This is a genomic window from Pseudomonas paraglycinae, from assembly GCF_021601625.1.
Classification (GTDB): domain Bacteria; phylum Pseudomonadota; class Gammaproteobacteria; order Pseudomonadales; family Pseudomonadaceae; genus Aquipseudomonas; species Aquipseudomonas paraglycinae.
The window spans coordinates 121301-135598 of record NZ_BQHR01000002.1 but is presented as its reverse complement, the minus strand read 5'-3'; the positions used below and the strand labels follow the sequence as shown (position 1 = coordinate 135598).

Sequence of the window (14298 nt, the reverse complement as noted above, 5' to 3'; positions counted from 1 at the left end):
AACACCACGGGGGGTTTGGGGGGGCTTTGGCCCTTGACTGTTGGTTCAAACATGGAGAGATCGGGATGGTATTTTCATCCAACGTGTTCCTGTTTCTGTTCTTGCCGATCTTTCTCGGCTTGTACTACCTGAGCGGGCAACGCTATCGCAACCTGCTGCTGCTGATCGCCAGCTACGTGTTCTACGCGTGGTGGCGGGTGGACTTCCTGGCGCTGTTCGCCGGCGTCACCCTGTGGAACTACTGGATCGGCCTGAAAGTCGGCGCCGCCGGCGTGCGCAGCAAACCGGCCCAGCGCTGGCTGTTGCTCGGTGTGGCGGTGGACCTGTGCATCCTCGGCTACTTCAAGTACGCCAATTTCGGCGTCGACAGCATCAACGCGATCATGACCTCGATGGGGCTTGAGCCGTTCATCCTCACCCACGTACTGTTGCCGATCGGTATCTCGTTCTACATCTTCGAGTCGATCAGCTACATCATCGACGTCTACCGCGGCGACACTCCGGCCACCCGCAACCTGATCGACTTTGCAGCGTTCGTGGCGATCTTCCCGCACCTGATCGCCGGCCCCGTGCTGCGTTTCCGTGACCTGGCCGATCAGTTCAACAACCGCACCCACACCCTCGACAAGTTCTCCGAGGGCTGCACGCGGTTCATGCAGGGTTTCATCAAGAAGGTCTTCATCGCCGACACCCTCGCCGTGGTGGCCGACCATTGCTTCGCCCTGCAAAACCCGACCACGGGCGACGCCTGGCTCGGCGCACTGGCCTACACCGCGCAGCTGTATTTCGACTTCTCCGGTTACAGCGACATGGCCATCGGCCTGGGCCTGATGATGGGTTTCCGCTTCATGGAAAACTTCAAGCAGCCGTACATCAGCCAGTCGATTACCGAGTTCTGGCGCCGCTGGCACATCAGCCTGTCGACCTGGCTGCGTGACTACCTCTACATCACCCTCGGCGGTAACCGTAAAGGCACGCTGATGACCTATCGCAACCTGTTTCTGACCATGCTGCTCGGTGGTCTGTGGCACGGCGCGAACATCACCTACATCGTCTGGGGTGCGTGGCACGGCATGTGGCTGGCGATCGAAAAAATGCTCGGCCTCAACACCGCGCCGCGCAGCCTCAATCCGATTCGCTGGGCGCTGACCTTCCTGCTGGTGGTCATGGGCTGGGTGATCTTCCGCGCCGAGAACCTGCACGTTGCCGGCCGCATGTACGGCGCGATGTTCAGCTTCGGCGACTGGTCGCTGTCGGAACTCAATCAGGCCAGCCTCACCGGCCTCCAAGTCGCGACCCTGGTTGTGGCTTACGTGACTCTGGCGTTTTTCGGCCTGCGCGATCTGTACACCAATCAGCCGCCTGCCAAGAGCAAACCTGAGGTCAACGTCGAGGCCAATGGCCCGGCCACAGCGACTCCGGGAATGATCAAGGCAGCCCCGGGCGAAAACCCGGCGAGCATCCACGAGCCTGGCTACACCGTCGGCGTCGAAGCCCAGGTGCAACCGGCCTACTGGACCGCGGACTGGTCGCGCTACGTGATGCGCGGGTTGATCCTGCTGCTGTTCATCGCCTCGATTCTCAAACTCTCGGCGCAAAGCTTCTCGCCGTTCCTTTACTTCCAGTTCTGAGGGATCTGACATGACCCGCTCATTACGCATCTTCTACATCGCGCTGTTTCTGGTGACCCTGCTGGTGCTCGGTCTGTGGTCGGTGCGCAGCTTCTTCGGCTTCAGCACCAACGCCGATGCGACGGTGCTCAACGGTCGCTGGACCAAAGCCGTGGAAACCCACTACGACGACGAATTTCCGATCAAGCGCCTGGGCACCAACCTCTGGGCCGCGCTGGATTTCAAACTGTTCAACGAAGGTCGTCCGGGCGTGGTGCTCGGTCGCGATCAGTGGTTGTACAGCGATGAGGAATTCAACCCGATCGTCAACGAAGAACTGAACCTGCAAGGCAACTACGCGCTGGTCGAAGGCGTGCGCCAGACCCTGAAAGAGAAAGGCGTGAAACTGGTGATGGCGATCGTGCCGGCCAAGGTTCGCCTGTACCCGGAACACCTGGGTGAAGTGAAACCGGCGAGCATCCACGCCAACCTTTATCAGGACTTCCACGCCCGTGTCGCGGCAGACAAGATCCTTGCCCCCGACCTGCTCGGCCCGCTGCAAGCGGCCAAGCAGAACGGTCAGCAAGTGTTCCTGCGCACCGACACCCACTGGACACCTGAAGGCGCGGAAATCGCCGCCAACACCCTGGCCAAGACCATCGCTGACAAGTTCCCGCTCAGCGGCGAGCCGCAGCGCTTCGTCACCACCCCGGCGGAGAAGGTCACGCACAAGGGCGACCTGCGTCTGTTCCTGCCGCTGGATCCGCTGTTCGAAAACCTGATGCCGGCCAAGGAGCCGCTGCAAAAGCGCAACACCGTGGCCGTCGAGCAACCTGCCGGGAACGACGCCCTGTTCGCCAACAGCGAAGTGCCGGTCGCCCTGATCGGCACCAGCTACAGCGCCAACCCGAACTGGAACTTCGTCGGTGCACTCAAGCAAGCGCTGCACAGCGACGTCGTCAATTACGCCGAAGACGGCCACGGCCCGATTCTGCCGATGCTCAGCTACCTGAAAAGCGATGACTTCAAGAACAGCCCGCCACAGGTGCTGATCTGGGAGTTTCCTGAACGATATCTGCCTGTGAACAACGAAATCGGCGACGCCGACCCACAGTGGGTCGCAGAGCTTAAACAAGCCGGCGCGCGCCAACAAAACGTAGCTGTAAACACTAAATCCGAGACGCCCGATCGGGCGCAAAACTGAAAGAGAGGTACACCATGACTTTCACTACAACTCCTCGTCGTCTCGCCAAACGCTTCGCTCTGGTTGCGGGTCTGAGCGTGCTGTCGGTCCAGGCCTTCGCCGGTGGCGACGCTGCGCTGTACGGCCCGACTGCACCGAAAGGCTCGACCTTCGTGCGCGTCTACAACGCCAGCAACGCTGAAGTCAGCGCCACCGTCGGCAGCACCAATCTGAGCGACGTCGCGCCGCTGGCCAGCAGCGACTTCAGCTTCATGCCGGGCGGCGACTACAGCGCCAAGGTCGGCAGCCAGACCCTGCCGGTGAAACTCGCCGGTGACCATTACTACACCCTGGTCAACAACGCTTCCGGCGCGCCGCAACTGATCGAAGAACCACCGTTCAAGAACAAGCAGAAATCCCTGGTGCGCGTGCAGAACCTCAGCGACAAACCGCTGACCCTGAAGACCGCCGACGGCAAGACCGACGTGGTGCCGAACGTGGCCGCCAAGGGCCGTGGCGAGCGTGAAATCAACCCGGTGAAAGTCAGCCTGGCGCTGTACGAAGGTGACAAGAAAGTCGGCGACGTGAAACCGGTCGCCCTGGAGCGCGGTGAAGCAGCCGTGCTGTACGTCACCGGCAACGGCAGCAACCTGTCGCCAGTCTGGGTGAAACGCCCGGTGTCGACTCGCTAAGCACATGAAACCGGGCAGCCGTCGCTGCCCGGCACGGAACAACAACAAGAGTGAAACGACACAGCGTTCGTGCCTCTAACCAATCGATTTTATGGAGTAAACAATATGATTCCGGTGATCTTGTCAGGTGGTAGCGGCTCACGTCTTTGGCCGCTTTCGCGCAAGCAGTTTCCCAAGCAATTCCTCGCCCTGACCGGCGAACACACGCTGTTCCAGCAGACCCTCGAGCGTCTGGTGTTCGAAGGCATGGACACCCCGATCGTGGTCTGCAACAAGGATCACCGCTTCATCGTCAACGAGCAGTTGGCCAGCCGCAATCTGGAATGCCAGCGCATCCTGATGGAACCGTTCGGTCGCAACACCGCGCCGGCCGTGGCGCTGACCGCGATGATGCTGGTCAATGAAGGTCGCGACGAACTGATGCTGGTGCTGCCGGCCGACCACGTTCTGGAAGACCAGAAAGCCCTGCAACGCGCCCTGGCTCTGGCCACCGTTGCCGCCGAAAACGGCGAGATGGTGCTGTTCGGCGTACCGGCCACCAAACCGGAAACCGGTTACGGCTACATCAAGTCCACCGGTGATTCGCTGCTGCCGGAAGGCGTCAGCCGCGTCTCGCACTTCGTGGAAAAACCCGACGTCAAACGCGCCACCGAGTACGTTGAGTCCGGCGGTTACTACTGGAACAGCGGCATGTTCCTGTTCCGCGCCAGCCGCTTCCTCGAAGAGCTGAAAAAGCATGATCCGGACATCTACGACACCTGCCTGCTGACCCTCGAGCGCAGCCAGCAGGATGCCGACACCGTCACCCTGGACGAAGCCACCTTCGCCTGCTGCCCGGACAACTCCATCGACTATTCCGTGATGGAAAAAACCCAGCGCGCCTGCGTGGTGCCGCTGACTGCCGGCTGGAGCGATGTCGGCTGCTGGTCGTCGCTGTGGGAAGTCAACGAGAAGGACGCCAACGGCAACGTCAGCAAGGGCGACGTGGTGATCCAGGACAGCAAGAACTGCATGATCCACGGCAACGGCAAACTGGTGTCGGTGATCGGTCTGGAAAACATCGTCGTCGTCGAAACAAAGGACGCCATGATGATCGCCCACAAGGACAAGGTTCAGGGCGTCAAGCAGATGGTCAACACCCTCAACGCCCAAGGCCGCAGCGAAACCCAGAACCACTGCGAGGTGTACCGTCCGTGGGGCTCGTACGACTCGGTGGACATGGGTGGCCGCTTCCAGGTCAAGCACATCTCGGTCAAGCCGGGCGCGTGCCTGTCGCTGCAGATGCACCACCACCGCGCCGAACACTGGATCGTGGTCAGCGGCACCGCCGAAGTGACCTGCGACGAGAACGTGTTTCTGCTCACTGAAAACCAGTCGACCTACATCCCGATCGCCTCGGTGCATCGCCTGCGCAACCCGGGCAAGATCCCGCTGGAAATCATCGAAGTGCAGTCGGGCTCGTACCTGGGCGAAGACGATATCGAGCGCTTCGAAGATATCTACGGTCGCTCTACCCCGATCGAACGCGGCGTGTCGGTGAAAACCATCGCGCAGTAAGCGTTCCGTAAAACAAGAAGTCCCCGTCCAGCCCGCTGCGTCCCCTATCCGCAGCGGGTTGGGCGGGGGCTTTTTTTTTCGCCAACCGCCTCCAGGCTTAGGTAGGATGAACCTTCCCTGCCCACGAGGTTTCGCGACATGTTCATCGGCGTCTTGCTGGTCATCACCTGGCTGATCCTGCTGTTGCGCTACCCGGCCAAGGCCTTGCCGGTGTCCATGGCCGCCGCCGTTGGCCTCGGGTTGGTGGCGATGTGGGTGGTGTGGCTGGACAACCGCGAGGTCAAGCAACTGGCGCGCCTGGAACTGCGCATCGTCTATGCCCCCGAACACTGCCCCGCCGACCGCCCGCTGCTGCTCAAGATGAACAACGGCAACGACGTGCCGCTGACCGAACTGCGCTGGCGCATCGCGGCGTACGCGCCGGGCGACACCGTGAACCTGGCCGACAATCAATACGCCGCCCCGCGCTATCGCGGCCCCGGCGAATTGCAGCCCGGCGGCAATTGGGAAGACTGCCTGCCGATGCCGCCGTTGCGCCCCGGTTATCGCCCGCAAACCCTGGAGTTTCGCGCCGAGCGATTGCAGGGTAGTTTCTCCGACTGATCCCTCCCCTCACACTTTGCACAAGGAATGCGCCATGCCCGTTGCGTTGATTACCGGTTGTTCCAGCGGCATCGGCCGCGCCCTCGCCGATGCCTTCAAAGGCGCCGGCTACGAGGTCTGGGCCAGTGCGCGCAAGGCTGAAGATGTCGCGACACTCGGTGCGGCCGGGTTCACGGCGGTGCAGCTCGACGTCAATGACAGCGCAGCGCTGGAACAACTCGCCGAACGGATCAACCAGCAACATGGCGGCCTCGATGTGCTGATCAACAACGCCGGTTACGGCGCCATGGGGCCGCTGCTCGACGGCGGCGTTCCGGCCATGCAGCGCCAGTTCGAAACCAACGTGTTTTCGATAGTCGGCGTGACCCGCGCGCTGTTCCCGGTACTGCGCCGGGCCAAGGGCCTGGTGGTGAATGTCGGCAGCGTCTCCGGGGTTCTGGTCACGCCATTTGCCGGCGCCTATTGCGCGTCGAAAGCGGCGGTACACGCGTTGAGTGATGCGTTGCGCATGGAGCTGGCGCCGTTCGGAATTCGCGTGCTGGAAGTGCAGCCGGGGGCGATTCAATCGAGCTTCGCCAAGAATGCCGGGCATGAAGCCGAACAACTGATCAACGAACAATCGCCGTGGTTTCCGTTGCGTGAAGGCATTCGGGCGCGGGCCAAGGCCTCGCAGGACAAACCGACCCCGGCCAGCGAATTTGCTGCCGAGCTGCTCAAGGCTGTGCAGCAGAGCAAGCCGCCACGCCTGATCCGCATCGGCAATGGCAGCCGGGCGTTGCCGCTGCTGGCGACGTTGCTGCCGAAAGGGTTGCTGGAATCGACGTTGATGAAGCGCTTCGGCTTGCGCGGGCAACTCTGAAACCGCGTCAGCCCCATCGCGGGCAAGCCCGCTCCCACAGGTTTTTGTGTCGTACTGGATATCTGAATGCCACGCTAAACCTGTGGGAGCGTGGCTTGCCCGCGATGGCGCCAGTGCAGACACCGCAGAGCTTCACCCCCAGCCTTTCATGAAATCAATGAACGCCCGCACCTTCAACGGCAGGTGCCGGGTGTCCGGGTACAACGCGTATACCCCTTGCTGGGCGAAGCGGTAATCCGGCAGCAAACGCTGTAACCGACCGGCGTCGAGGTCTTCCTGAATCAGCCACTGCGGCAGAATCGCCACGCCTTGCCCGGTCAATGCAAAGGCACGCAGGGTCGCGGAGTTGTCGGCAACAATGGCAGTGGTTCCCGGTTTTGGCTGGTAGACATGCTCGGTGCCGGCCGGGTCGCTGACCGTCATTTCCGGCACTCGCCCATGCCCGAGCGTCGGCATCGACTCCAGCACCGCCAGCGTATCGACCGGCACAAATCGCTCGATCAAACCCGGCGCCGCCACGGCAAACACCTCGAACGTCGACAACTGCACCGCCCGCAGATTGGAGTCGTGCATGCGGCCCAGACGAATTGCCATGTCAAAGCGTTCGGAGATCAGATCGGCATGGGTCGAGGACGTGGACAGGTGAATGTTCAGTTGCGGTTGCTGCTGTCGAAACACCTCCAGCGCCGGCACCACCTGAGCCAGCGCGAACTCCACGGTCGTGGTGATGCGCAGGGTGCCCTTGAGTTGCGAGTGCTCCGAACGCGCTTCCTCGATGGCCAACCGTGCTTCGTCCAGCGTGCGCAGACAGCGTCGGTAAAAACGTTCGCCGGCATCGGTCAGGGCCAGTTGCCGGGTGTTGCGGGTGAGCAAGGTGACGCCCAACTCTTGCTCAAGACGTTTGAGGTTGAAGCTCACCACCGCCCGCGTCTGCCCCAGCGTATCAGCGGCGGCGGTCAGCGAGCCGGCCTCGACCACGGCCTTGAAGGTATCGAATCGATCCAGGCTGACCATGTTCGCAGCGCTCCCTGTCAAAATTATTTTGACAAACTAGCAGCCAAACCAGCGTATTTCTATCGCCACCAACGCCCTACCCTGCACGCCTCATCACAGGGAAGCTGCCATGGCCTATCGCTCGAAAGTCGCGCTGGTGTATCTGTTGGGGTTCGCCCTCGACCTGCTGAACATGTTCGCCGCGAGCATCGCCTACCCGGACATCGCGGCGCAGTTGCACGCCTCGGTGACGCAACTGGCCTGGATCACCAACGCCTACATGCTCGGGCTGACGCTGATCATTCCGATGAGCGTGTGGCTGGCTGCACGGGTGGGCGAGCGGCGGCTGATCCTCGGTTCGCTGCTGGTGTTCGGGATCGCCTCCGGGCTTATCGCTCAGGCGGCTTCGATTGAAAGCCTGATCGGCTGGCGACTGCTGCAAGGGCTGGGTGGCGGGTTACTGCTGCCGGTCGGTCAGGCCTTGGCCTATCGGGAGTTTCCGGCGACACAACGCGCGCACTTCACCGGTGTGGTTTTGCTGGTGGCGCTGATGGTGCCGGCCCTGTCGCCGGCGGCTGGAGGCTTGATCGTTGAGGCATTGTCGTGGCGCTGGATTTTCCTTCTGAACATGCCGGTGGCGCTTTTCGCTTTCGGCCTGGGCCTGCTCTGGTTGAAAGCGGATCAGGCAGCGAGTGAGCGCCCGACACTGGACGCCCGCGGCCTGCTGCTGGCGGTGGCAGCGCTGAGTCTGTTGCTGATGGCCGTCAGTCTGGCGAGTGCCCCCGCAACCCGACATCTCGCGGGCGGTGTCCTGCTGCTCAGCGTCATCACCTTGTGGATCTACCAGCGCGATGGCTGGAACAAACCGGGTGCAGTCCTTGATCTTCAACTGATCAAGAACCCGTCATTGCGCCTGGCGATGCTGATCTATCTGTTCGTGCCCGGCATCTTTACCGGCACCAACATGATTGCCGTGTTGTACCTGCACGATCTCGGTTTCGGCGCAGCACAGACCGGGGCGCTGATGCTGGCCTGGGCGGCGGCCTCGGGCGTGGCGATCATGCTGGGTAAACGCAGCTTCAACCGGATCGGTCCCAAGCCGTTGCTGATTGTCGGCATGCTGCTGCAATGCCTCGGCATCGTCGTGCTGATGCAGATCGATCAACCCGCCAGCGGCCCGTTGATCCTCGCCTATGCCCTGATGGGACTGGGCGGCAGTCTGTGCAGTGTCACCGCGCAGACTCTGGCATTTGTCGGCATCACGCCGGAGAAAATGGGCCACTCCAGCGCTCTGTGGAATATCAACCGCCAGCTCGGCTTCTGCCTCGGCGCGGCACTGCTCAGTTCATTGCTTGGCGCCTTGGGAGCCAGCGGATTCAAATACTGCTTTCTCGCCGCTGCACTGCTCACGCTGTTGCCGATAGCCGCCGTGCTGCGTTTCGACTCGACAAAAGTGCTCGCCCTTCTGCGCTCACCTCACCTTCAGGAAAAATCCATATGACTGACTACACCGACTATTTTGACGAAGTGATCCGGGCCCATGAGGCCATCGAGCGATGGTTTGCCGTGGAGGAAGAAGAGGCAGCGCTGGAGCGATTGCTGACGCGGTTTTCGCCCCGGTTTTCCATGGTGACGCCGCTGGGGCGAGTGCTGGATTTCGAGGCCTTGCGTGCGCTGTTTCAAATGGCCGGCGGCAAGAAGAGCGGGTTCAGGATCGAGCTCGACGAGCTTCAAGGGATCGCATTGCATGAAGGCGGCGCGACGGTGAGTTACCGCGAACAGCAGACCGATGCGAGCGGATTGCACACGGATCGGCGTTCAACCGTGGTATTTGAAAAAACCGAATCCGGACGGGTGATCTGGCGGCATCTGCATGAGACGTTTTGCCAGGGCTGACACCGTCCGGTTATGGCGAGGGAGCCTGCTCCCTCGCCAAAGGATTACTCGGCAGCCTCCTGCTTCACAACAACGGTGCAGGTAATCCCCGCTGCCAGCAATACACCTTCAGGCACTTCATCGATGTGTATCCGCACCGGCACTCGCTGGGCCAGACGCACCCAGTTGAACGTCGGGTTCACATCGGCGATCAGCTCGCGGCTTTCCGGGTTGTCGCGGTCGTAGATGCCACGGGAAATGCTCTCCACGTGGCCCTTGAGGACTTCGCCGCTCATCAATTGCATGTCGGCTTTGTCGCCAACGCGCACGTGGGGCAGCTTGGTTTCTTCGAAGAAGCCGTAGACCCAGAACGAGTTCATGTCGACCACGGCCATTTTCGCTTCGCCGATGCGCGCGTAATCGCCGCGATGGACGTTGAGGTTGGTCACGTAGCCGTCCACCGCCGCCCGCACTTCGGTGCGTTTGAGGTTGAGTTCGGCGGCTTCCAGTTGCGCCTGGGCCTGTTGGTAATCGGCCAGTGCGGAGTCGGCGATGTTGCTGGCGTCGTCGCGGTTTTCCTTGGAGATCACCAATGCGTCCATGTCGGCGCGGCGATGGGCGTTGACCCTGCGCATCTCCCACGTGGCCTTGCGCGAAGCCACCAGCGACTGCGCCTGTTTCACCGCGAGGCGATAGTGCTCGGGGTCGATCTGCATCAGCAGATCACCTTTTTTTACCAACTGGTTGTCGCGCACCGGCACGTCGACCACTTCACCGGTGACGTCGGCCGCAACGTTGATGATGTCGGCGCGCACCCGACCGTCGCGGGTCCACGGGGTGTTCATGTAGTGCTCCCACAACGTGCGGCCGATCCACAACGCCAGGGCCAGCACCAGCAGGGTCGCGAGCAGGCTGAAAAACTTTTTCATCGGGACAATTCTCAGACTCAACGGTAGACGGTCAGCGCCATCGCGCCGAACAGACAGGTAAACAGGCTCAGGCGCAACAGCGCCGGGTGCCAGAAGAAGCGGTACAGATCGAACCCCGACAGAAACCGGTCCAGCGCCCAGGCCAGTGCCGCAGCGACGAAAAACATCAGGGTCATGGTCGGCATGTACACGCCGTGGAAGTCGATTTCACGAGGCATGGGCAAGTCCTTCGGGCTTGGCGATGGCATAGGCGGCGAGTGGCGATTGCGGGTCGAGCAACGAGGTGCGGATGAAGTGCAGGTAACTTTTCACCCGCCGCAGCGCCGAGGTATCGAAGTGCGGGGCGAACGGCTCGTCAGTGGCGGCGACCCGGCTGATCGCGTGATCGACCGCGACCAGCGCACGTTCGAGATTGCTCGAATTCGGTTGCAGGAACAGCCGCACCAGCGAGCGGCCCATGACCCGGATCGCCTGACGCCATGGCTGCGATTCGGCATACGCCGGATGCACCGGCAGGATCGCCTGCTCCTTGCGCAACTCGATGATCGCGTGGCCGACTTCCAGCACCACGAACATCCAGCGCAGCAGGTTTTTCTGCACCAGCGGCTGACCGGCCGCCAGGCCATAAGCCTGATGCATCAGGTCGCGGGTACGGCTTTCGAAACTCGACGCCAGGCCCTTGAGTTTGCCGCTGATCGCGTACACCACTTGCCCGCGCAGGTCCTGCTCGAGACGCTGCCACAACCAGCGGCTGTTCGGCGGCAGAATGATCGCCCCCGCCGCCGCGCAGACCAGCATGCCCATGACCATGGCGATGTAGTCGTTGATGAAGGTGTAGGGGTTGTAGATCGTCAGGTTGTCCGGCACCGAACCGGTGCTGAAAAAGATCAGCAGACCGAGGCCGACGCCGGCGTATTGCGGCCGCGATGCGAGGAACGAGCCGAGCACGATCACCGGCGCGAGCATCACGCACAGCAGCGGAAAACCGTCGATCCACGGGAAGATGAAAAACATCTCGACGAAGCCGATCAGCGCCCCGAGGAACGTGCCGCAGGCCATCTGGAACGCCATGCGTTTCGGGTTCGGCGTCGCCGCCGACAGGCCAACAGTGGCAGCGGCAATCAGAGTCATGGTCGCGCCGCTCGGCCACGCGGTGGCGACCCAGTAACTGCCGAGCACGACCAGAATGAACGCGGCACGAATCCCCGAAGCTGCCGCCGCCCACCAACTGGTCTGCGGGGTGAACGGCTCGTCCCAGCGCTCGCGTTCGTGGCTGTGATCGGCCAGCGAGGCGTGGGTCTGTGCATAACTGTGCAGGTCATCGACGAAGCGATAAAGCAACTCGTATGCAGTGTGGAAATCCAGCTGCTCGGCGTCGCTCGGCTCGCTCTCCTGAAAGATCGCCCGCAGGCTGCGCACCCGCGCCGGCAAGCCTTCCTTGTAGGCCGCGAGCGCCAGCACCAGACGCGCCGCATCCGGGCTGGTCAGCGCGCGGCCGCTGAAGCCGTCGAGCACTTCGGCCAAATCCTGCAGGCCCGGTTTGATCGCTGCTTCCACATGGTCGGCGCCGTTGCGGCGCAGGCGTTCGAGCAACTGGTGCAAGGCGTTGAACCGGGTGGTAATGCCCATGAACTCGCTGTTCAGGCGACTGAGCCGACCGTTGCGCCGACGCATGTGCGGGTCTTCGAACACGGTCACGCTGCGCAGCCCTTCCAGCCCCACTGCTTCGGCGATGAAGCGCACGTTGCTGGCCTCGAACGACTCCGGTTTGCTGCGCCCGCGCAGGCCATCGGTGACGAACAGGGCGAACACACCGAAGCGCTGATACAAGGCGTTGCGCATCGCCGCGCTGGCGGTTTGCGGCAGGATCGCGGCGCTGACCAGGGTCGAGCAGAGAATCCCCAGCGAGATTTCCAGCACTCGCCACACCGCCGCCATGAACGCGCCGTCAGGATGGGCCAGCGCCGGCAGGCCTACCATCGCAGCGGTGTAACCGGCCAGCACAAAACCGTAGGCGCGGAAGTTGCGGCAGCGGGCGGCGCCGGCCGAGCAGATGCCGACCCAGATCGCCAGCGAACCGAGAAACAGTTCGGTGTTCTGGGCGAACAGCGAAATCAGCGTGACCATCATCGCCGACCCGGCCAGAGTGCCGAGGAAGCGATAGAAACTCTTGGCGAACACCTGACCGCTTTGCGGCTGCATGACGATGAACACGGTGATCATCGCCGTGCGCGGTTGCGGCAATTCCAGGCGCATCGCCAGCCACAGGGTCAGGAACGCGGCAATCAACACCTTGAAGATGTAGACCCAGGTCACGCCATCGCTGCGCGCCCAGTCGAAGAAACCCCGGCGCCATTCCAGGGAGTAGAGCCAGCGCAAAGGTGCGGGCAAGGGAGTCATTAAGTCTTGCTCAGTGGTCGAGGGCTTGAAGAAGGGCCGGGGTTTTCGGTGCAGCGGTCTGCTCGGCTGTCGGTACGTCTTTACCCGCACCAAGGCCACCACCCAATGCCGTCACCAGTTCCGCATGGGCACTCAAGCGCGCCGCCTGCACCTGCTGCTCGACCTGCTGCTGTTTGAACAGCAGGGTCTGGGCGTTGAGCACGTTGAGGTAATCGGTGAGGCCGCGCTGGTAGGCGATCATCGCGATGTCGTAAGTCTTCTGCGCGGTGGCAACCGATTCGGCGGCGAACGTCTGCTGCTTGTCCATCGACTCGCGGCGGATCAACTGGTCCGAGATGTTCTTCAGCGCATTGACCAGTGTCTGGTTGTAATGCGCGACGGCGATGTCGTAACCCGCCGAGGCTTCACCGAGTTCGGCGCGCAGTCGCCCGCCGTCGAAGATCGGCAGCGAGATCGCCGGCCCGACGTTGTAGTTGAGCTTCTTGCCGGTCAGAAACTCCAGCGCCCCGCCGCCGGTGGCCATGTAGCCGAGGCTGCCGACCAGATCGACGTTGGGGTAGAACCCGGCATGCGCGACCTCGATCCCGCGCGCCTGCGCCGCCACTTGCCAGCGACTGGCGACCACGTCGGGACGCTGGCCGAGCAGTTCAGCAGGCAGTGCCGACGGCAGTTTCAACGCCGCGCCGAGGGACAGGGTCGGACGCTGCAACTGCGCACCGGCGCCCGGGCCTTTGCCGGCCAATGCCGCGATCTGGTTGCGGCTCAGAGCGATCTCTTCGTCCAGCGCATCCAGTTGCCGATGGGTTTCCGGCAATGGGGTTTCGGCCTGACTGACTTCGAAGTGCGTACCGATACCGCCGTTCAGGCGTTTCTGCGCCAGCTCGAGAATCTGCTGTTGCTGCTTGAGCGTCGCCGCCACGATGTCGCGCTGGGCGTAATGCAGCGACAGCTCGATGTAGGCGCGCACGATGTTGTTCTGCAATTCGAGCTGCGCCTGACGCGCCTCGGCCGCGCTCATGTGCGCCAGATCGACGGCCCGCTCGGTGCTGTTGCTTTCACGCCCCCAGAGGTCGAGGGCATAACTGAAACCCAGCGCGGCGTTGTTGTCCCAGGTGGTGCTGTTGGCCAGCTCACCGGGACCGTAGAACTGGTCGGTCGGCCAGTTGTGGCGCTTGAGGGTCGACTCGCCATTGATCTGCAACGACTCGGCGGCTTCGGCGACACCGGCCAGTGACCGGGCCTGACGCACGCGCGCGGCGGCCATGGCCAGGGTCGGGCTGCCTTGCACGGCAAGGTCGATCCAGCGATTGAGTTGCGGGTCACCGTAGACTTGCCACCATTGGGCGGTGGGCCAGTTTGCGTCACGGGCGGCGTGGGCGATGGCCTCGTCGGTGGCCAGTTCATTGGCCTCCAGAGCCTTGCCCTGCGGGGCAATCCCTCCGGTTCCGATGCAGCCGCCAAGACCTAACGAAAGAGCCAGAACACTGAGCGGCAAAAGCGCTCTGTTGATGCGACGCGGCACTGCTGCGAATTCCTGAGGTGGGAGATGTTTCGAGGTGGGCGCAATTCTAGGGGGGTGCCATGACGGCGATAAGCT

Annotated in this window: 13 protein-coding genes; 8 read left to right on the top strand and 5 right to left on the bottom strand. The window is 62.5% G+C overall.

Annotated features, from left to right (window positions below):
• Positions 1 to 65 precede the first annotated feature (65 nt).
• The 6 genes from L6D82_RS02835 (at position 66) to L6D82_RS02810 (ending at position 6504) form a co-directional block, all read left to right on the top strand.
• Positions 66 to 1631 carry an MBOAT family O-acyltransferase gene (locus L6D82_RS02835; RefSeq protein WP_011332552.1) on the top strand — a complete coding sequence of 522 codons (1566 nt, stop codon included), beginning with the start codon at positions 66 to 68 and terminating at the stop codon, positions 1629 to 1631.
• Between the two features lie 10 nt (positions 1632 to 1641).
• Positions 1642 to 2814, top strand: a complete 1173-nt coding sequence (locus tag L6D82_RS02830) for an alginate O-acetyltransferase (protein WP_236188016.1) — start codon at positions 1642 to 1644, stop codon at positions 2812 to 2814.
• A gap of 14 nt (positions 2815 to 2828) precedes the next feature.
• Positions 2829 to 3485, top strand: a complete 657-nt coding sequence (locus L6D82_RS02825) for an alginate O-acetyltransferase AlgF (RefSeq protein WP_085608134.1) — start codon at positions 2829 to 2831, stop codon at positions 3483 to 3485.
• A gap of 105 nt (positions 3486 to 3590) precedes the next feature.
• Complete coding sequence (locus tag L6D82_RS02820) at positions 3591 to 5042, top strand: mannose-1-phosphate guanylyltransferase/mannose-6-phosphate isomerase (RefSeq protein ID WP_011332549.1); 1452 nt, start codon at positions 3591 to 3593, stop codon at positions 5040 to 5042.
• A gap of 138 nt (positions 5043 to 5180) precedes the next feature.
• On the top strand, positions 5181 to 5645 hold the full coding sequence (locus L6D82_RS02815) for a hypothetical protein (RefSeq protein ID WP_007957299.1): 465 nt from the start codon (positions 5181 to 5183) through the stop codon (positions 5643 to 5645).
• A gap of 34 nt (positions 5646 to 5679) precedes the next feature.
• Entirely contained in the window at positions 5680 to 6504 is an 825-nt protein-coding gene (locus L6D82_RS02810) for an SDR family oxidoreductase (protein WP_236188014.1), read from the top strand.
• Between the two features lie 132 nt (positions 6505 to 6636).
• On the opposite strand, the gene L6D82_RS02805 is transcribed toward L6D82_RS02810, so the two are convergent.
• Positions 6637 to 7518, bottom strand: a complete 882-nt coding sequence (locus L6D82_RS02805; protein ID WP_102686905.1) for a LysR family transcriptional regulator — start codon at positions 7516 to 7518, stop codon at positions 6637 to 6639.
• A 109-nt stretch (positions 7519 to 7627) separates the two neighbouring features.
• Here L6D82_RS02805 and L6D82_RS02800 point away from each other — a divergent pair, with 109 nt between their 5' ends.
• Both L6D82_RS02800 and L6D82_RS02795 read left to right on the top strand, forming a co-directional pair.
• Entirely contained in the window at positions 7628 to 8998 is a 1371-nt protein-coding gene (locus L6D82_RS02800) for an MFS transporter (RefSeq protein ID WP_236188013.1), read from the top strand.
• Positions 8995 to 9393 (top strand): DUF4440 domain-containing protein, encoded by a 399-nt coding sequence (locus tag L6D82_RS02795; RefSeq protein WP_236188012.1) that lies wholly within the window; start codon positions 8995 to 8997, stop codon positions 9391 to 9393. Before L6D82_RS02800 ends, L6D82_RS02795 begins: the two co-directional genes overlap by 4 nt.
• 44 nt (positions 9394 to 9437) lie before the next feature.
• On the opposite strand, the gene L6D82_RS02790 is transcribed toward L6D82_RS02795, so the two are convergent.
• From L6D82_RS02790 to L6D82_RS02775, 4 genes are read right to left on the bottom strand one after another with little or no spacing between them, the layout of a single operon-like run.
• Positions 9438 to 10301 carry an efflux RND transporter periplasmic adaptor subunit gene (locus L6D82_RS02790; protein ID WP_236188011.1) on the bottom strand — a complete coding sequence of 288 codons (864 nt, stop codon included), beginning with the start codon at positions 10299 to 10301 and terminating at the stop codon, positions 9438 to 9440.
• Positions 10302 to 10318: 17 nt separating this feature from the next.
• Positions 10319 to 10519: a DUF1656 domain-containing protein gene (locus L6D82_RS02785; protein WP_236188009.1), complete on the bottom strand. Its 201-nt coding sequence runs from the start codon at positions 10517 to 10519 to the stop codon at positions 10319 to 10321.
• Positions 10509 to 12701 carry an FUSC family protein gene (locus tag L6D82_RS02780; RefSeq protein ID WP_102686902.1) on the bottom strand — a complete coding sequence of 731 codons (2193 nt, stop codon included), beginning with the start codon at positions 12699 to 12701 and terminating at the stop codon, positions 10509 to 10511. Before L6D82_RS02780 ends, L6D82_RS02785 begins: the two co-directional genes overlap by 11 nt.
• Positions 12702 to 12711: 10 nt before the next feature.
• A complete protein-coding gene (locus tag L6D82_RS02775; protein WP_085746980.1) occupies positions 12712 to 14223 on the bottom strand; it encodes an efflux transporter outer membrane subunit in 1512 nt (503 codons plus the stop codon).
• Positions 14224 to 14298: the final 75 nt, after the last annotated feature.